We start from the raw sequence: 17134 nt of genomic DNA on the forward strand, positions 1-17134 counted from the left end.
CGGCCGCCGGGTAGCCGGGGCGCACGCCCGACATGAGGAGAGCCATGACCACCACGAATCAACAGAACCTCATCGACGCGATCGTCTCCGATCACCACGACGTGGAGCGGGTCTTCGGCGAGATCGAGGCCAGTGGTGACGTCCGGATGAAGCGTGATCTCGTCGAGCACGTGATCGCCGAGCTCGTGCGCCACTCCGTGGCCGAGGAGCAGTACCTCTACCCGACCGCCCGCAAGGCGCTGCCCGACGGGGACGAGATCGCCGACCACGAGATCTCCGAGCACGCCGAGGTCGAGGAGATCATGAAGGAAGTCGAGAAGACCGACGCGACCGACGCGAAGTTCGACCAGCTCGTCGGCAAGCTGATCGCCGAGGTCCGCCATCACGTCGAGGACGAGGAAGGCGACCTGCTGCCGAAGCTGCGTGCCGCGTGCGGCTCCGACGAGCTGATGGAGCTCGGCAAGAAGTTCGAGCAGGCCAAGAAGATGGCGCCGACGCGGCCGCACCCGGCGGCGCCGGACCGGCCGCCGGCCAACAAGATCCTCGCCCCCGGCGCGGGTCTCATCGACAAGGTGCGCGACGCGCTCTCGGGCCGGAAGGTCTGACGGCACCGACATCGACGCCCGCGACGGCCGGCCGTCGCGGGCGTTTGTGTACGGACGTTCCGGGCATCCACGGCCATGGCACGGTCGACCGATGATGCGCTCGGGTTGCCCACCCTGGCGCGGCTCGCGGAGCTGAGCGCGCTCGCCGACGGCGACATCCCCGTCTACCTGCGGTACTCGCCCGGCCCGGTGTCGGACGCGGCGCACCCGAGCAAGGACCACGAGAGCGGCCTCGTGATGCCGGGTGTGTCGGCGAACCCCCTGCGGCCGCCGGGCTGGTGGTCGCTGCCGGGAGCGGACTGGGTGGCGCGCGCGGTGTGCCAGTACCTGCGAGAGTTGGACGAGGGGGCGCGGCCGTGGGTGCTGACCGGTGAGGTGGTCGACTTCGGACCGGACAACGAGCCGCTGCTCACCGGCGTCCGGCCGATCGCGTGGCTGTCGCGCTCGCTGGTCCGCGAGGCGCACCAGCGCTACCACGAGCGGCTGGCAGCAGGACGCGCGACGCACTGACCTGGGGAGCGAGCGGATGTGGGACCGGCTGAACCGGTTCGAGTCGATGCTGATCAAGGACACGCCGCGCCGCCGATCGACTTCCACGTGACCGACACGTACTTCGTCGTCGCGCATTTCCACTATGTACTGTTCGGCACGATCGTGTTCGCCACGTTCGCCGGCATCTACTTCTGGTTCCCGAAGATGACCGGCCGGATGCTCAGCGAACCGCTGGGCAAGCTGCACTTCTGGACCACGTTCATCGGCTTCCACACGACGTTCCTGGTCCACCACTGGCTCGGCGCCGAGGGCATGCCGCGCCGCTACGCGGACTACCTGCCGAGCGACGGGTTCACCACCCTGAACATGATCTCCACGGTCGGCGCGTTCGTGCTCGGCCTGTCCATGTTGCCGTTCCTGTGGAACGTCTTCCGCAGCTACCGCTACGGCGACCCGGCCGGCGGGGACGACCCGTGGGGCTTCGGCAACTCGCTGGAATGGGCGACCACCTGCCCGCCGCCCCGGCACAACTTCACCGACCTGCCGAAGATCCGCTCCGAGCGGCCCGCGTTCGAGCTGCACTACCCGGACTTCGCCGAACGCTTCCACGAGGAGTCCCGGCCCCACGCCGGCCGCCGGGAAAGGGCGGCACGATGACGATGCCGCCGAAGCTGCCCGGCGAGTATCACGTCCGGTTCACCAACACGCGGCACGGCCGGATGCGCAGCCGCACCCTCGGCCGTCCCACCGGTGCGCCGCCGGTCGTGACCGTGATGGGCATGGCCGTCTCCGACTACCTGCTGCCCGCGCAGGCCGCGCTCGACTGGACGCAGGCGCACCTGCTCGACCTGCCCGGCCTGGCGGGCAGCGCCGACGCTCCACATCGGATCGACGTGCCGGGCTTCGGCGACGCGGTAGTCGACTGGCTCGAGGCGTCCGGCCTGCCGCCGGTGATCCTGGCCGGGCACTCCAGCGGTACGCAGGTCGCCGCGCGCGCCGCGGCGGCCCGGCCCGACCTGGTCGCGGCGACCGTCCTGGCGTCGCCGACCGTCGACCCGAAGGCGCGGTCGGTGCCCAGGGCCTGTACTACTGGCGCCGGGACTCCCGGTACCCGATGCCCGGGCTGGCGGAGAGCCACAAGCCGGAGTGGCGCCGCGCCGGTGCCCGGCAGATCGTGCACCTACTGCGCGCGCACCTGCGCGACCACCTGGAGGACGTGGTGCCGCGGCTGCGCGGGCCCGTGCTGGTGATGCTGGGCGAGCAGGACGGGATGTGCACCGAAGCGTGGGCCCGCCACCTCGCCGGGCTCGCTGCCGACGGCAGGCTGGTCACGGTGCCCGGGCCGCACACGTTCCTGTGGCGTGACCCGGCGTCGTGGCGCGGACCGGTCCACGAGCTCGCGGCCGCGCTGCGCGCGGAGCGGGAAGGAGCCTCATGAAGCCCGGCCGTGCGGTCGCGTCCTTCGACTCGGCGTCGACGTTCCTGCGGGTGCTCGCCCAGCACCTGCACGGGAAGGGCAGCCCGGCACTCGGTCTCGGCCCGGCCGCACGGACCACCAGCCGCGTGCTGCCGGTGGTGAACAAGCTGCCCGGCGGCGTGCGCGAGGCCCTGTACACCTGGTCGGGCTGGTCTGAGGCGGTGCCCAAGGACCGCGTCGGGGACGTCGACGCCGAGGCGATCGCGGCGTGGGCGGCCGGCCAGTACCCGCGCCGGCGCTACCCGGCCGTGCTCATCGGTTCCTCCTCGGGCGCGGTCGCGCACCTGGCCGCGCCCGCCGGGGTCCCGTGGCTGCCGCAGACCTTCCTCGTGCCGGTCCGGCACCGCAGGCTCGACCCCGACGAGCCGAAGACGGCCATGGCCGACCTCGAGCCGGGCGGCACCGTGCTCGTGGTCGACTGCGCGGAACGCTGGCCGACCACCACGATCGGACCTCGCGAGCTGTTCCAGCACGGCGCGGTGGGCGACGCCACGCCCGAGGAGTACGCCCACGGCGGCGAACGGGTCGCCGAGTTCCTCGCCGCGCAGGGTGCCGCACGGTCCACATGGGACGCACCGGCGGCCGACGCCGACAGCCCCGAGGCGGAGTGGGGTTTCGACCGTGCGTTGCTTGGCGATCTCGTCGGGCTGTGCCGGAGTGCGGGCTGGGCGCTGGACCGGCTGAGCTTCCCCCGCGCGGACGCGCTCAGCGGGCCGGTGGCGGACCTGTACCGGTCCTGGTACACCGACCAGGGGATCCCCGCGAACCGGCTGCTGGTCAGCTGCTTCGCCGTGATCGACGCGCACCTGCCGCTCGCCCGCGGGCTCGTGCCGTACTGGACCTTGTTCGGCACCTGCGCGGCCCGCGACACGCTGGAGGAGTACCTCGGGCACGCGGAGGCCTACGACGAGATCCACCTTGGACTGTTCGCCCACGGCACCCACTCCATCGGATACGCGCGCATCGGGGACTGGGACCGGGTGCTGCGCCACGCCCGGTGCCGCGGTGCGTACTGCGGGGTGGACCCCGGCGTATACCCGCAGGACTTCGCGAGCAACGGCCGCTTCCACCGCGCCGCGGCGGCGCTGCCGCCGACCGAGCCGCTGCCGTCGCTCGCACCGTGGCCGTGGGTCCGGGACCGGCTGCGCGCGAGCCGGAGCACGGCCATCGGCTACCGGCCGGACGCGGCCGCATAGTCGGGCACGAACCGGGTAGGTCGTGAGCGTGACCAAGACGATCCAGACCGAGGCGTCGCCCTCGGCGAACGGCCGGCCCGACACCCAGCGAACCGGGACGGAGCGAACCGGCACGCGAACCGGCATGCTGCGCGGCCGGTTCAGCCGGCTCGTGCGGCGGGTGCAACGCGCCTATGCCGACGGGCACAACCGCCCACTCGCCGGCTACACCGTCGTCCTCGGCGGCTACTCCGCCCTGCTCGGGCTGCTGACCGGGATCGGCCGCGCCACCGGTACGCGGTTGCCCGAGCGGGTCGGCGTCCAGGACACCGTGCTGCTCTGCCTCGCCACCCACAAGGCCAGCCGCCTGCTCGCCAAGGACGCCGTGACGAGCCCGCTGCGTGCGCCGTTCGCGCGCTACGAGGAGCCCGCCGGCGAGGCCGAGCTCAACGAGTCGGTCCGGGGGAGCGGTGTCCAGCACGCCGTCGGTGAGCTCATCACCTGCCCGTTCTGCCTCGGCGTGTGGGTGGCCAGCGGCCTGACCGCCGGCCTCGTGTTCGCGCCGCGGCCCACGAGGCTGGTGCTCACCGCGCTCACGGCGATCGCCACGTCCGACACCATCCAGCTCGTGTACGACGGCGCCAAGAAGCGGCTGGCCAACTGATCGGTGGCCGCTCCCTGGCGGTCAGAGGTCGGCGTGCCGCTCGGTGATGGTGCGGGCGAGCTCGCCGAGCTTGATGTTGAGGTCCTGCGAGGTGCGGCGCAGCAGGTCGAACGCCTCGTCGGCGTCGATTCCCCTGCGGTGCATGAGGATGCCCTTGGCCTGGCCGATGATGTCGCGGCTGTCGATCGCGTTGCGCAGCTGCGTCTCGCGCAGCTCGGCGAGGCGGACGGCCTCGGTCGCGGAGACGGCCAGCGAGGCGTGCGTCGCGAGCAGCAACGCGCGATCGCGGTCCAGCTCGCCGCCGAGCCTGCCGGGCTCGCTGGCGAAGACGTTGAGCGCGCCGGTCATCTGCGGGGGCCTGCCTTCGACCACGAGCGCCGTGGAGAGTGCGGACCGGAAGCCGAGCTTCGCCGCCTCGGGGCCGAAGCGAGGCCACGCCGGATCGGTCGCGAGATCGGCGCTGTAGCAGTAGGCGGGGCCGGGCTGGCGGGCGGCGTCGAAGCAGGGGCCTTCCTGGTAGCGGTCCTGCAGAACGTCCAGTTCGGTACCGAGCGGGTCGGTCTCGACCGGGGTGTGCAGGTGCCCGTCCCGGGAACGGAGCGTCAAGCTGACGAGGTCGGCGCCCGGCAGGATCTCGGCGGCGGCCGTGGCTACGTGTGCCAGCGCGTCGGCGGCGGTCCCCGCGGTCAGCAGCCGCCTGCTGAACTCGGCGAACTGCCGCGCCAGCGGGCTGTGGTCGAAGTCGCGGGGCGGGTAGCCCGGTTCGTCCCGGTGGGCGACGAACTCCTCCTTGTCCCGGCGCCATTCTTCGTCGTAGGCGGTCATCGGTCACCTCCACGCCAGGCGGTGACATAGACATACACGCACGCCGCCGCGCTGACGAGATAGAGCACCACGTTCCACCAGTTGAAGTTCAACGGGTCACCGGACCCGCCGAAGATCTTCGCCACCGCGCCGAACACGGCCATGGCCACGAAGGCCACGACGAGAACCGGCGCGATGGCGGTCGCGGCCCGGCGCAGCCCCGCGGTCGTCAGCACGACGCCGAGCAGTGCGTGTACCACGCACAGCAGCGTGCTGACCCCGAGGAAGCCGAACATCCGCACCGGTTCCTCGTAACCGAAGTCGTGCCAGCCCACCGTCGCGAGCCCGACCGCCGCCAGCACCAGGTACAGCACCCCGAGGGCCACGACGACCAGCCGGCCGCGGTGGTGTGCCGGGCCGCGGCTGACCACGGTCCCCTCGGCTCGCTCCTGGCGGTTCGCAGAAGTCATTACAGTGGCCTACCCGTCACGCGCGCGTTCGAACCCGCTCGACGGGTCGAAGTCGGCCGCCGGGTAGCCGACGGTGGTGATCTCCCTACGCGCCGCACGCGCGGCGACGGGCGCTACCGCCACACGTGCTAGCCGGAAGTCTCGGTGGTGGCGTGGGCGCTGCCGACGGGCTTGGACTCCGGTGAACCGCGCTGTCGCAGGTAGACACTCAGCACGGCCATCGACCAGATGGCGAGGAACTCCGACTGCCAGTTCTGCAGCGTGCGGTTCCAGAAGTCGGCGCTGGCCACGTACGCCGGCCAGCTCACCGCGTCGGTCAGCTGGCTGAGCTGCTCCTCGTTGTACGCGCTCACGCCCGCGATCGACTGTGCCAGCCAGGACAGCAGGAACAGCGTGAGCATCACCAGGCCGAGCGAGCGGGAGAACGACGCGGTGCGCCAGCCCGCCGGCCCGCACCCACTTCGGCGACTCGTCCGTGGCGTACTCGCCGACCTTCTGCTTCTCGTCGGACTCGTAGCCGATCTCGTGCGGCTCCTTGGACTCCGGCGAGCCCCGCTGCACCAGCCACACGGTGGCCAGGATGTAGAGGAAGAACTGCAGGTACTCCGACTGCCAGTTCTCCGCGACGTCGACGGCGAAGTCCGAGGTGGCGAGGAAGCTCCAGAACGGGATGGTCCGGCCGCCGTCGAGCACCTGGTGGTGGTTGTAGTCCGCGTGGCCGGCGACGGCCTGCCCGAGGAGCGTGGCGAGGAACAGCAGTCCGAACGCGACGCTCAGCCCGTTGTCCCGGAGGAAACGCTTCAAGCCCACCACCCCGTCGCAGCCGACATCGCAGCCGACCTCACAAGCGCAGCAGGCCGACGACGATGAAGTACGCCAGCCCGGTCAGGACCACGCCCAGATAGATGATGAAGATCGTCCAACGGAAGGTGCTGCGCATCATGCCGCCAGCAGGCAGTCGTAGGTACCGTCCGCCGAGCGGGTGCAACCCGCCGCGGTGACCCGCCAGCCGGTGTCGAGCTGCACGAGGAACAGCGTGCCGCTCGTCGCCCGTGCCTGTGCGCGGTCACCCCACACCGCGACCTCGCCGATCCGGCCGCCGGAGATGTCGACGGACTCCAGTGCCGACGAGCACGGCTGGCCCTCGGACTTCTCGAGATCCTCGCGGGTGTTCGTCGCGATCAGCTCGCACGCCGCGCGCGTGTCGCCACCGGCCATGGCGGCGAGGAAGTGCGCCGCGGTCTCCTTCGAGTCGACCTCGCGCTGGCCGGCACCACAGCCGCAGCACAAGCCGGCGCACAGGATCACCGCCGCCAGCGCGCCCAGCCGGTAGATCAACACCGGTCGATCCTCCGACCAGCCGTCCCGGGTGCCAACTCGACTCGCGGCGGTCAGTCCATGGCGCGGGTGTCGCGCGGCTCGAGGAACGGCTCCTCCTCCGGCGGGTGGCCCTCCTCGATGGCGCGCTCGCGCGACAGCTCGGCGTCGAGCTCCGCACCCACCAGGACCGCGATGTTCGAGATCCACAGCCAGATGAGGAACACGATCACGGTCGCCAGCGAACCGTAGACCTTGTTGTACGAGGCGAAGTTCGACACGTAGAACCCGAAGCCGAGCGAGGCGATCACCCACACGACGATCGCGAACAGGCTGCCCGGAGTGAGCCAGCGGAACCCGGGATGCCGTACGTTCGGCGCAGCCCAGTACAGCAGCGCGATGGCCAGGCTCAGCAGGACGGCGAGCACCGGCCACTTCGCGATGTTCCACACCAGCACGCCGGTGGAGCCGAGCCCGAGCAGGTGACCCACCTGATCCGCGAGGTTCCCCGTCAGGACGATGCCGAGGATGATCACGGCGAGCAGCGTGACCATGACGATGGTCAGGAAGACGCGCAGCGGCAACGTCTTCCACGCCGGCCGGCCCTCTTCGACCTCGTATATCGCGTTGGAGGCACGGATGAACCCGCCGACGTAACCGGACGCCGCCCACAAGGCGCCGAGCAGGCCGATGATCGCCGCCGGGCCGGCGAACGACGCCGACCCCTGGATCTCGTTGATCACCTTCACCAGCGTGTCCGAGGTGCCGCCGGGCGCGAGCTGGCGGATGTTGTCGACGAGTACGTCCGTGGCGTCCTGCCCGAGCAGGCCGACGAGCGAGATCAGCACGATCATGCCCGGAAAGATGGACAGGACGCTGTAGTAGGTCAGCGCCGCCGCCCAGTCCAGCATGTCGTCGGCGATGAACTCCTTGATCGCACGCTTCAGCGCGGTCCACCACGCGTGTTTGGGCAGGTCGGTAGGGCCGTTCGACATGTCTTCCTCCTCGGTGGGCGAATCGGATACCCGGACCGGACCGCGGAACACATGAATCGGCGCGTCCCGGGTAGCCGGAGCGGGACGGCGACGGGAAGGGCCTCATGGAACGCTCGGAACAGGAAGAACACCTCGAGCTCGACGATGAGCCGTCGCGGGACGAGCCCGCGGGGTGGCAGCGTCACGATCCGGACGTATCGGCACCGGAAGGGGAACAGGGCGTCCAGTTCACCACGCCCGACGGCGGCGAGCCGGGGGACGAGGAGCCGGACGAGGTGGCAGAGGAACACGGCAAATCCGTCACCGCCGGACCCGAACAGCAGGCGATGCGCGAATCCGGCGGTGCGTGAAGACCTAACGATCGTGTTTTGCCAGCGGTGATTAGGGCACCCCATAGCGTTCGATCTGAAGCGCGATCGGCGGTTCCTCCCGGGGCGAGAGTCGCCGAAAACGCCTGGTGGGTGCGGGCGCGCGAGCGAACGCGCGCGCACCGCCAGTTGAGAGGAGACAGTTCCCATGGATATCGCAGGAGTGTTGAGCGCGATCGTGATCGGGTTGGTGCTCGGCGTGCTCGGGCGCATGGTGGCGCCGGGGTCACAGAAGATACCGATCTGGCTGACCATTATCGCCGGTATCGTCGCGGCCTTCATCGGAACCGCGATAGCGCGGGCTTTCGGGGTGGAGAACACCGCGGGAATCGACTGGCTCGAGGTCATCATCCAGGTGATCGTGGCTGCGATCGTCGTGAGCCTCACCGCCGCCGCGCTGGGCAGGCGGCGCAAGGGCGTACTCGGCAAGAAAAGCAGGATCTAGTCGGCTCGTAGTTCGCCGTCTCGTAGTTCAACGTCTCGAAGTTCGCCATTGCGCGGGCCGGCCGGAGAGGCCGGCCCGCGTTTTCGCTGTCCGGACTGCCGCCGACGAAGACGGCATCGATTCAGTCGAATGAACCCGTGTCGGCGCGGGTAGGTCGACCACATGACTGCTACGAACACCGCCACCGTCTGCGAGGTGTGCGGCAACGAATACGACATGGCTTTCGAGATCCGGGCCCAGGGCGCGGTACACGTCTTCGACAGCTTCGAATGCGCCATCCACGCCCTCGCACCGGTGTGCGAGCACTGCAAGTGCAAGGTCATCGGTCACGGTGTCCAGGCCGGCGGCTCGTTCTACTGCTGCGCGCACTGCGCCCGCCAGGCCGGCGCCGAGACGGTCCGCGACCGGGCATAGGCCGCGGCATGGGCCGGGGAGTGGCACGCAAGCTCATCGACGCGCACCTGATCGAGGGTGAGGCGGTGCCGGGCACCGAGATCGGCATCAGGGTCGACCAGACGCTGACCCAGGACGCCACCGGCACGCTGGTCATGCAGGAGCTCGAGGCGCTCGGGCTCGACCGCGCCCGCACCGAGGTCAGCGTCCAGTACGTCGACCACAACCTGCTGCAGGCCGACGAGCGCAACGCCGAGGACCACGAGTTCCTCCGCTCGGCCTGCCGGCGCTTCGGGCTGTGGTTCTCCAAGCCCGGCAACGGGGTTTCCCACCCGACGCACATGCAGCGCTTCGGTGTCCCGGGCAAGACCCTGGCCGGGTCCGACTCGCACACCTGCGCCGCCGGGTCGCTCGGCATGCTCGCGATCGGCGTCGGCGGGCTCGAGGTCGCGCTCGCGATCGCGGGGGAGCCGCTGTACCTGCGCATGCCGGAGATCTGGGGCATCGAGCTGACCGGGCGGCTGCCGGAGTGGAGCTCGGCGAAGGACGTCATCCTCGAGATGCTGCGCCGGCACGGCGTGCAGGGCGGCCGCAACCGGATCCTCGAGTACCACGGGCCGGGCCTCGCGACCCTGTCGGCCATGGACCGGCACGTCATCGCGAACATGGGCGCGGAGCTGGGTGCGACGACGTCGGTATTCCCGGCCGACGACGCCGTGGCGGCGTTCCTGCGGGCCGAGGACCGGGCGGCGGACTTCACCCCGCTCACCGCCGACGCCGACCCCGGCTACGACCTGACCGACCACATAGATCTGTCCACTGTGGAACCACTGATCGCGAGGCCGTCGTCGCCGGGCAACGTCGTGCCGGTCCGCGAGGTCGCCGGGGAGCCGGTCAGCCAGGCCGTGATCGGCTCGTCCGCCAACCCCGGCCTGCGGGACTTCGCCATGGCCGCGGCGATGGTGGCCGGGCGGCAGACGCAGGACGGCGTGAGCTTCGACGTGAACCCGTCCTCGCGGCAGATCTTCGCCGACCTCACCCGGATGGGCGCGACGGCCGAGCTGATCGCCGGCGGTGCGCGGATCCACCAGGCCGGCTGCCTCGGCTGTATCGGCATGGGTCAGGCACCGGCGACCGGACGCAACTCGCTGCGCACGTTCCCCCGCAACTTCCCGGGCCGTTCCGGCACCGCCGAGGACTCGATCTGGCTGTGCTCCCCCGAGACGGCGACGGCGTCCGCGCTGACCGGGGCGATCACCGACCCCCGCGATCTCGGCCTCGAGTACCCGCGGCTCGAGCTTCCGGAGCGGGCCTCGGTGAACACCGCCATGCTCGTCGCACCACTGCCGCCCGAGGAGGCGGCCAAGGAGGAGCTCGTCCGCGGGCCCAACATCTCCGCGCTGCCCGACTTCGAGCCGCTGCCCGACCGCATCGAGGCGCCCGTCCTGCTCAAGCTCGGCGACGACGTGTCCACCGACGAGATCTCACCCGCCGGCGCCCGCGCGCTGCCGTTCCGCTCCAACGTGCCCAAGCTCGCCGAGTTCACCTTCGCCCGCGTCGACGAGACCTATCCGGCCCGCGCCACCGACGCGAAGCGCGGCGGCCCGAACGGCCACATCGTGGTGGCGGGGGAGAACTACGGGCAGGGCTCCTCGCGCGAGCACGCCGCTATCACCCCGCGCTATCTCGGCCTCCAGGCGGTGATCGCGAAGTCGTTCGCGCGGATCCACTGGCAGAACCTGGCCAACTTCGGCGTGCTCGCCCTCGAGTTCGACGACCCCGCCGACTACGACCGCATCGACAACGGCACCGTCCTCGCCTTCGACGACCTGGCCGAGGAGCTCGACGAGGCGGTGCTGACCGCCCGCGACGTGCGGGCCGGCGGGACGTACCGGCTGCGCCACCACCTCTCGCGCCGGCAGCTCGACACCGTCCGCGCCGGCGGCCGCATTCCCCTCCTGGCCGGCCGGCTCAGCTGACGGGCGGCACCAGCCACCGAAACAAGGTGCGGCCCGCCGGCCGTCGGCCTGACCGGCAGCGGGCTGGACGACCCCGCCGTGTTCGCCGGCGGCTTTCACGCCGCGCTGCTGGTCTGCGCCGCGCTGCTCGTGCTCGGCGCGGCGCTCACCCTGGCCGCGGGTCCGTGCGGACGCGCTCGCCGTGTGAGCGGCGCCCCTACGGGCGCGCCAGCAGGGAGGGATCGACGACCCCCGCGCGGCGGTAGGCGTGCGTGGTGTCGGCCGCGATGCGTTGCCACGAGTAGCGGGCCCATGCGCGGTCCCGGCCCGCGGCGCCCTGCTGTTCGAGCAGGGTCGGGTGATGCAGGAGCCGCTGGAGCGTGGCGGCGAGCTCGCGTGGCCTGCGCGGCGTGACGTGCGTGCCGGTGACGGCGTCGACGACGGTGTCGACCAGGCCGCCGATCCGGTTGGCGACGACGGCCACGCCGCAGGCCATCGCCTCGAGCGCGGAGACCCCGAACACCGGTTCCCACGGGCTGCACACCACGAGGTCGGCCGATCGCAGCAGCTCCGGGAGGTCCGTGCGCGGGACGGGCCCGGCGAGCCGGAGCCGTCCGGCGACGCCGAGGGAGCGGGCGTAGTCACGCAGCTTCCGCGCGTGGGCGCCGCTGCGCGGCCCGCCGACGATCACCAGCTCGGTGTCCGGCAGCGCGCCCAGGGCGGCCACCGGGGTGGCGAACCCGGAACTCGGCGTGAGGTCGCCGAGCACGACGATCCGGTTCCGCAGCGGGCCGGGGTCGGCCGGCGAGCCGTCGGGGGTGAAGTGGTCCACGTCCACGCCGTAGGGCACGACGGTGACCTTGTGGCGCGGTACGCCGAGCTTGAGCAGGGTGCGGAGCTGGGCGGCGAACGAGACGACGACGTGGTCGGCCGCGTGCACCGGGGCGAGGTCGGTTCCGCCGTCGTGCAGGCTGTACACGAACGGCACGTCGAGCTCGCGAGCCGCGTCGGCGGCCGCCCGCCACACCGCGGCGTTGTGCGCGTGCACGACGTCGGGCCGGTCGGTGCGCAGCGCGTCGGCGAGCGTGGCGCCGAAGCGGCCCTTCAGCGCCACGACACGGATGTCGTGGCCTACCGGTGTTGGGCGGCGGTCCTCGTTCTTGACGTACACGGTGACGTCCTGTCCGGTGGCCCTCAGGGCGTCGGCCAGTGCGACCAGAAACGGGGTGTGCGGAACGGTGTCACGTTCTCGCAGGTCGGCGCGCGCAGCGACTAGGGCGATCTTCTGCATGACCTCAACCTCGGGTCGGGAGCGATCCGGGGATGGGCGCGCGACAACCACATCGGCGCCGCCGATCCCATTCCGCTCCTGGCGAAGGGCGACCGCGCCGACTGTTTGACGCTTCGGCGCGGGTTTACCCGTTCCGGACGTCCGCAAAACGCCGGTTGAGCGACACGGACGGGGGTACGCCCGTGCCATGAAGCCCCGTGACATGCTGCGACGGGCCGAGACGCTGCGATCCGTCGACAAGCCGGCCGGCGCGTTGGCCGGTGTCACCGATCGCGTGCTGCGCGCCGTCAAGATCCGTGAACTGCTTCGTGGTGCGTGGCTCGGCCATCCCCTGCACCCGGTGCTGGTGACGGTGCCGCTCGGCGCCTGGACCGGAGCCACGATGCTGGACTGCACTGGCCAGCGGGTCGCGGCCCGGCGGCTCGTGGCGCTCGGGCTCGCGATGGTGCCGCCCTCCGTGGCGGCCGGCCTGGCCGACTACACGGACCTGGACCCGGCCCAGCGCCGGGTCGGCCTGCTGCATGCGGCGGCGAACACCGTCGCCACCTCGCTGCTCGCGGCGTCCTACGGATGCCGCCGGACGAACCGCTACGCGGCCGGCGTGTTGCTGACCCTGCTCGGGGTCGGCGTCGCGAGCGCCGGTGGTGCGCTGGGCGGGCACCTCGCCTACGCGCAGGGTTCGGGAGTACGCCGGTTCGAGGAGCCGCCGTTCATCCGCCGGCCCGAGCCGGCCGCCATCTCCTGAGCGGGTGACCCCGTGAGGTTGCGGCGCAGCAACGTGCACGGCAACGGGATCCGCCGGCTGCGGTCCGGCCGCGGGTTCCGCTACGTGGACCACGCCGGCGAGCCGGTGCGCGACTCCGAGGTGCTGGACCGCATCCGCGCGCTGGCCATCCCGCCCGCGTGGCAGGACGTGTGGATCTGCCCGCGGCCGGACGGCCACATCCAGGCGGTCGGTACCGACGACGCCGGCCGCAGGCAGTACCTGTACCACGACCAGTGGCGGCGTGCCCGGGACGCGGCCAAGCACCGCCGCGTGGTCGAGCTGGCGAAGCGGCTGCCCGACCTGCGCGCGGCCATCGACATCGACCTGGCGGAACGAGGGCTGCGCCGGCAGCGCGTGCTCGCCGCGGCGCTACGCATGCTCGACCGCGGCGTCTTCCGGACCGGAGGCGAGGAGTACGCCCAGGACAACGGCAGCCGCGGGGTGGCCACCCTCCTGCGTGGCGACGTGAGCGTGCACCGCGGGTCCGTCCACTTCTCTTACGTGGCGAAGGGTGGCGCCGAGCGGAAGGTCCGCATCCGCGACGGCGCGCTCGCGGCGCTGGTCACCGCGTTGCGGCGGGGCCGCGGCGACGAGGAGCGGCTGCTCGTCTACCGGGAGGACGGCGCGTGCTGCGAGATCCGGGCGGAGGACGTCAACCGGCGGCTGCAGGAGCTCGTAGGGGAGGAGTTCACCGCGAAGGACCTGCGCACGTGGCATGCGACCGTGCTGGCCGCCGTGGCCCTCGCCGGGGTGGAACGGCCCACGTCCGAACGCGGCCGGCGGCGCACGGAGAAGGCCGTGATGACCCAGGTGGCCGAGCAGCTCGGCAACACGCCGGCCGTGGCCCGGCGGTCCTATGTGGACCCGCGGGTGCTCGCGGCGTGGGAACGCGGCGAGACGATCGACGACGCCTTGGCCGACCTTCCGGCCGACCCGAGCATGCTGGCCGACGACGAGCTGCGCACCGCCGTCGAGAAGGCAGTGATCCGCCTACTCGACTGAGCCCCCGCCGGACACGGCGGCCTGGCCGTCGTCCGGGTGTTCGTGCGTGGTGATCGGGATCCCGTCGAGGTGGCGCGCGGTGTTGACGAGGCCGACCATGCTGAACGCCTGCGGGAAGTTCCCGACCAGGCGTTCGCGGTCGGTGTCGTACTCCTCGCTGAGCAGGCCGACGTCGTTGCGCAGGTCCAGCAGCCTCTCGAACATCGCCTGCGCGTCGCCGGTCTGCCCGATGGCGTGCAGTGCGTCGGCGAGCCAGAAGGCGCACGCGAGGAAGCTGCCCTCGCCGCCGGACACGCCGTCGACGTCGCCGTCGGTGTCCTGGGCGTAGCGGTCCACGAACCCGTCGTGGGCGAGGTGCGTGCGGACCGCCTTGATCGTGCCGAGGACACGGGGGTCCTGCCACGGCAGGAAGCTCACGCGCGGGATGAGCAGCAGCGCGGCGTCCACCCCACGCGAGCCGTAGAACTGGGTGAACGTCTCGCGTTCGGGGTCGTAGCCGTGCTCGCACACCTCGGCGTGGATGCGGTCGCGCAGCCGCCGCCACGTCTCGACCGGACCGACCAGCCCGTGGTGCTCGACGGCACGCACCGCACGGTCCACCCCGGCCCAGGCCATCACCTTCGAGTGCACGAAGTGGCGGCGTTCGCCGCGGACCTCCCACAGGCCCTCGTCGGGCTCGTGCCAGTGGCCCTCGAGGAAGTCGAGGAGGCCGCGCTGGAGATCCCAGGCGCTGTGCGTCACCGGCAGTCCGGCGTCCCGGACGAGGTGCAGGCCGCTGAGCACGTCACCCCAGACGTCGAGCTGGAACTGGCCCGCCGCGGAGTTGCCGACGCGCACCGGCGTGGACTTCTCGTACCCGGACAGCCAGTCCAGCGTGTGTTCCGGCCGCGCGCGGGCGCCGTCGGGCCGGTACATGACGCGCAGGTCCGCCGGGTCGCCGGCGACCGCGCGGACCAGCCACTCCCGCCAGGCGCGGGCCTCGTCGGTGAACCCGGTGCCGATCAGCGCCTGCAGGGTGAAGGTGGCGTCGCGCAGCCAGCTGTGGCGGTAGTCCCAGTTGCGTTCGCCGCCCAGCTGCTCGGGCAGCGAGGTCGTGGCCGCGGCGAGGATGCCGCCGGTGGGCGCGTAGGTCAGCGCCTTGAGCGTGATCAGGGCGCGGCGTACCGGGCCGGGCCAGCGGCCGTCGTAGGTGCAGTGCGAGATCCAGTCGGCCCAGTACGCCTCGGTGTCGGCCAGGACGGCGTCGGCGGCGACGGGCTCCGGTGGCGGCAGATGCGAGGCGCGGTAGGTCAACACGAACGGCACGCGATCGCCGGCACCGACGGTGAAGTCCGCGTACGTGCCGTCGGCGCGCCGGTGGAGCCGCACCGGTGTGTGCAGCCATACCGCGTCCGGGCCCGCGACGGCGACGAACCGCCCGTCCTCCTCGCGCAGCCACGGTTTGACCGACCCGTAGTGGAACCGCGGGCGCAGCAGCATCCGCATCGGCACGTGCCCGGACACGCCCTCGACGATGCGGACGATGCTCGCCGTCTCCCGGCGCGGGGGCATGAAGTCCAGCAGCCGCACCGTGCCGTCGGGGGTGTCCCACTCGCTGTTCATGATCAGGGTGTCGGCGCGGTAGCCGCGGCGGGTCGCCGGGCCCCCCGCGGTCGGCGCGAGCTGCCACGTGCCGGCGCTGTCGTCGTGCAGCAGCGAGGCGAAGCAGGCCGGGGAGTCGAACCGGGGCAGGCACAGCCAGTCGATGCCGCCGGCGCGCGAGAGCAGGGCGGCGGTGTGCAGGTCGCCCAGCAACGCGTAGTCCTCGATCGGGTGTGCCACCCGCCCTCCCCTCACCTGCGGACGGCGTACTGCTCGACGTCCTGCCGCTTGAGGGTCAGCCCGTGGCCCGGCGCCGTGCGGTCGGGCGTGACCCGGCCACCGGCGGGGTCCAGCGCGCCGTCGAAGAACGCGCTCTCGATGCGGTCGTGGTCGGCGAACCACTCGAGGTGGCGCATGTTGAGCGTCGCGACCCCGGCGTGCGCGGACAGGTTCGGCGCGCAGTGCGCGGAGACGTCCCGGTTGGCCGCGGCGGCGACCGCGGCCGCCCGTCGCCATTCGGTGTAGCCGCCGCACCGGGTGACGTCGATCTGCAGGCAGTCGACCGCGTTCGCGTCGATCATGCGCGCGAAGTAGGCGAGGTCGTAGCCGTACTCGCCCGCCGCGATGTCCACAGTGGTCACCGCGCGCAGCTCGGCGAGGCCGGCGAGGTCGTCGCTCGAGACGGGCTCCTCGAACCAGCGCACGTCGCTCTGCTCGAAGCGGGCGGCGGCACGGCGGGCCTGCCCGACCGTGTAGCCGCCGTTGGCGTCGACGTACAGCTCGGCGTCCGGGCCGATGGCCGCGCGTGCGGCGCGCACCCGGGTGAGGTCGCGCTCGGTCTCGTGGCCCCAGGACTCGCCGACCTTGATCTTCACCCGCGGGATCTGCTGCTTGTGGACCCAGTGGTCGAGCTGCTCGTCGAGCTGCCGATCGCTCATCGTCGTGAAGCCACCGCTGCCGTACAGGGCGACGTCCGGGTGCGCGCGCCCGAGCAGCGTGCTCAGCGGCAGGCCGGCGAGCCGGGCCGCCGCGTCCCACAGCGCGATGTCCACAGCGGACAGCGCGCAGGACACGAGGCCGGGCCGCCCGTGGTTGCGAACCTTCCGCTGGATGTCCGACCACCGCGCCGGCACGTCGAGCACCGGCTTGCCGCGGATCGCCGCGGCCATGGTGTCGCGGATGAGCGGGACGCACGACGCGTCGGCGTAGGTGAACCCCAGCCCCGACGTGTCACCGGCGCGCAGGTCGACGACGACGATCGTGGTGGCGTCCCATTCGAGGGTCCCGTCGGCCTCGGGCTGCGGGGCCGGGACCCGGTAGGCCCGTGCGTC

At 71.9% G+C, this 17134-nt stretch carries 20 protein-coding genes and 2 pseudogenes; 13 read left to right on the top strand and 9 right to left on the bottom strand.

Annotation, left to right across the window (positions count from 1 at the left end; translation table 11 throughout):
* The first annotated feature begins 44 nt into the window (after window positions 1-44).
* From VH969_RS22505 to VH969_RS22535, 7 genes and pseudogenes are all read left to right on the top strand, one after another.
* Window positions 45-605: a hemerythrin domain-containing protein gene (locus tag VH969_RS22505; protein WP_331977377.1), complete on the top strand. Its 561-nt coding sequence runs from the start codon at window positions 45-47 to the stop codon at window positions 603-605.
* 75 nt (window positions 606-680) lie between these two features.
* The gene (locus VH969_RS22510) at window positions 681-1115 is read left to right on the top strand and encodes a DUF6098 family protein (RefSeq protein WP_331977379.1); all 435 of its coding nucleotides are present in this window, start codon (window positions 681-683) and stop codon (window positions 1113-1115) included.
* Between the two features lie 63 nt (window positions 1116-1178).
* Window positions 1179-1754, top strand: a pseudogene (locus tag VH969_RS22515) (cytochrome c oxidase subunit I); the annotation flags it as partial.
* Window positions 1751-2347: an alpha/beta fold hydrolase gene (locus VH969_RS22520; protein WP_331977381.1), complete on the top strand. Its 597-nt coding sequence runs from the start codon at window positions 1751-1753 to the stop codon at window positions 2345-2347. The pseudogene VH969_RS22515 and the gene VH969_RS22520, both read left to right, overlap by 4 nt.
* Window positions 2317-2535 carry an alpha/beta fold hydrolase gene (locus VH969_RS22525; protein ID WP_331977383.1) on the top strand — a complete coding sequence of 73 codons (219 nt, stop codon included), beginning with the start codon at window positions 2317-2319 and terminating at the stop codon, window positions 2533-2535. Before VH969_RS22520 ends, VH969_RS22525 begins: the two co-directional genes overlap by 31 nt.
* Complete coding sequence (locus VH969_RS22530; RefSeq protein ID WP_331977385.1) at window positions 2532-3770, top strand: hypothetical protein; 1239 nt, start codon at window positions 2532-2534, stop codon at window positions 3768-3770. Before VH969_RS22525 ends, VH969_RS22530 begins: the two co-directional genes overlap by 4 nt.
* A 28-nt stretch (window positions 3771-3798) precedes the next feature.
* On the top strand, window positions 3799-4413 hold the full coding sequence (locus VH969_RS22535; RefSeq protein WP_331977387.1) for a DUF1360 domain-containing protein: 615 nt from the start codon (window positions 3799-3801) through the stop codon (window positions 4411-4413).
* A gap of 21 nt (window positions 4414-4434) precedes the next feature.
* Here the strand turns inward: VH969_RS22535 and VH969_RS22540 are convergent, their stop codons facing one another.
* The 6 genes and pseudogenes from VH969_RS22540 to VH969_RS22565 all read right to left on the bottom strand — a co-directional run bounded on the left by VH969_RS22540 (window position 4435) and on the right by VH969_RS22565 (window position 7999).
* The gene (locus VH969_RS22540; protein WP_331977389.1) at window positions 4435-5238 is read right to left on the bottom strand and encodes an ANTAR domain-containing protein; all 804 of its coding nucleotides are present in this window, start codon (window positions 5236-5238) and stop codon (window positions 4435-4437) included.
* A complete protein-coding gene (locus tag VH969_RS22545; protein ID WP_331977391.1) occupies window positions 5235-5687 on the bottom strand; it encodes a DUF4383 domain-containing protein in 453 nt (150 codons plus the stop codon). Before VH969_RS22545 ends, VH969_RS22540 begins: the two co-directional genes overlap by 4 nt.
* Window positions 5688-5815: 128 nt before the next feature.
* Complete coding sequence (locus tag VH969_RS22550; RefSeq protein WP_414638604.1) at window positions 5816-6088, bottom strand: DUF6766 family protein; 273 nt, start codon at window positions 6086-6088, stop codon at window positions 5816-5818.
* 88 nt (window positions 6089-6176) lie between these two features.
* Window positions 6177-6500 (bottom strand): annotated as a pseudogene (locus VH969_RS22555) (DUF6766 family protein); the annotation flags it as partial.
* Window positions 6501-6626: 126 nt separating this feature from the next.
* Window positions 6627-7028 (bottom strand): hypothetical protein, encoded by a 402-nt coding sequence (locus tag VH969_RS22560; RefSeq protein WP_331977393.1) that lies wholly within the window; start codon window positions 7026-7028, stop codon window positions 6627-6629.
* A gap of 50 nt (window positions 7029-7078) precedes the next feature.
* Window positions 7079-7999 carry a YihY/virulence factor BrkB family protein gene (locus VH969_RS22565; protein ID WP_331977395.1) on the bottom strand — a complete coding sequence of 307 codons (921 nt, stop codon included), beginning with the start codon at window positions 7997-7999 and terminating at the stop codon, window positions 7079-7081.
* A 104-nt stretch (window positions 8000-8103) separates the two neighbouring features.
* On the opposite strand from VH969_RS22565, the gene VH969_RS22570 reads away from it, so the two are divergent.
* From VH969_RS22570 to VH969_RS22585, 4 genes are all read left to right on the top strand, one after another.
* Window positions 8104-8349: a hypothetical protein gene (locus VH969_RS22570; protein ID WP_331977397.1), complete on the top strand. Its 246-nt coding sequence runs from the start codon at window positions 8104-8106 to the stop codon at window positions 8347-8349.
* A gap of 166 nt (window positions 8350-8515) precedes the next feature.
* Entirely contained in the window at window positions 8516-8812 is a 297-nt protein-coding gene (locus VH969_RS22575; protein ID WP_331977399.1) for a GlsB/YeaQ/YmgE family stress response membrane protein, read from the top strand.
* Between the two features lie 162 nt (window positions 8813-8974).
* The gene (locus VH969_RS22580; protein WP_331977401.1) at window positions 8975-9226 is read left to right on the top strand and encodes a metallothionein; all 252 of its coding nucleotides are present in this window, start codon (window positions 8975-8977) and stop codon (window positions 9224-9226) included.
* Between the two features lie 8 nt (window positions 9227-9234).
* Window positions 9235-11184 (top strand): aconitate hydratase, encoded by a 1950-nt coding sequence (locus VH969_RS22585; protein WP_331977403.1) that lies wholly within the window; start codon window positions 9235-9237, stop codon window positions 11182-11184.
* Window positions 11185-11380: 196 nt separating this feature from the next.
* On the opposite strand, the gene VH969_RS22590 is transcribed toward VH969_RS22585, so the two are convergent.
* Window positions 11381-12454 carry a glycosyltransferase gene (locus tag VH969_RS22590; protein ID WP_331977405.1) on the bottom strand — a complete coding sequence of 358 codons (1074 nt, stop codon included), beginning with the start codon at window positions 12452-12454 and terminating at the stop codon, window positions 11381-11383.
* Between the two features lie 187 nt (window positions 12455-12641).
* Here VH969_RS22590 and VH969_RS22595 point away from each other — a divergent pair, with 187 nt between their 5' ends.
* Window positions 12642-13199, top strand: coding sequence for a DUF2231 domain-containing protein (locus VH969_RS22595; protein WP_331977407.1), 558 nt, complete (start codon window positions 12642-12644; stop codon window positions 13197-13199).
* Window positions 13200-13211: 12 nt separating this feature from the next.
* On the top strand, window positions 13212-14222 hold the full coding sequence (locus VH969_RS22600) for a DNA topoisomerase IB (protein WP_331977409.1): 1011 nt from the start codon (window positions 13212-13214) through the stop codon (window positions 14220-14222).
* Here VH969_RS22600 and VH969_RS22605 read toward each other — a convergent pair.
* Together VH969_RS22605 and VH969_RS22610 are read right to left on the bottom strand one after the other, a co-directional pair.
* On the bottom strand, window positions 14211-16043 hold the full coding sequence (locus VH969_RS22605) for a glycoside hydrolase family 15 protein (RefSeq protein ID WP_331977411.1): 1833 nt from the start codon (window positions 16041-16043) through the stop codon (window positions 14211-14213). The two genes, VH969_RS22600 and VH969_RS22605, sit on opposite strands and share 12 nt — an antisense overlap.
* A gap of 11 nt (window positions 16044-16054) precedes the next feature.
* The coding region (locus VH969_RS22610; protein ID WP_331977413.1) for an enolase C-terminal domain-like protein at window positions 16055-17134 on the bottom strand (1080 nt) is incomplete at its 5' end.

It is taken from the genome of Actinophytocola sp., from assembly GCF_036555685.1.
Lineage (GTDB): Bacteria > Actinomycetota > Actinomycetes > Mycobacteriales > Pseudonocardiaceae > Actinophytocola.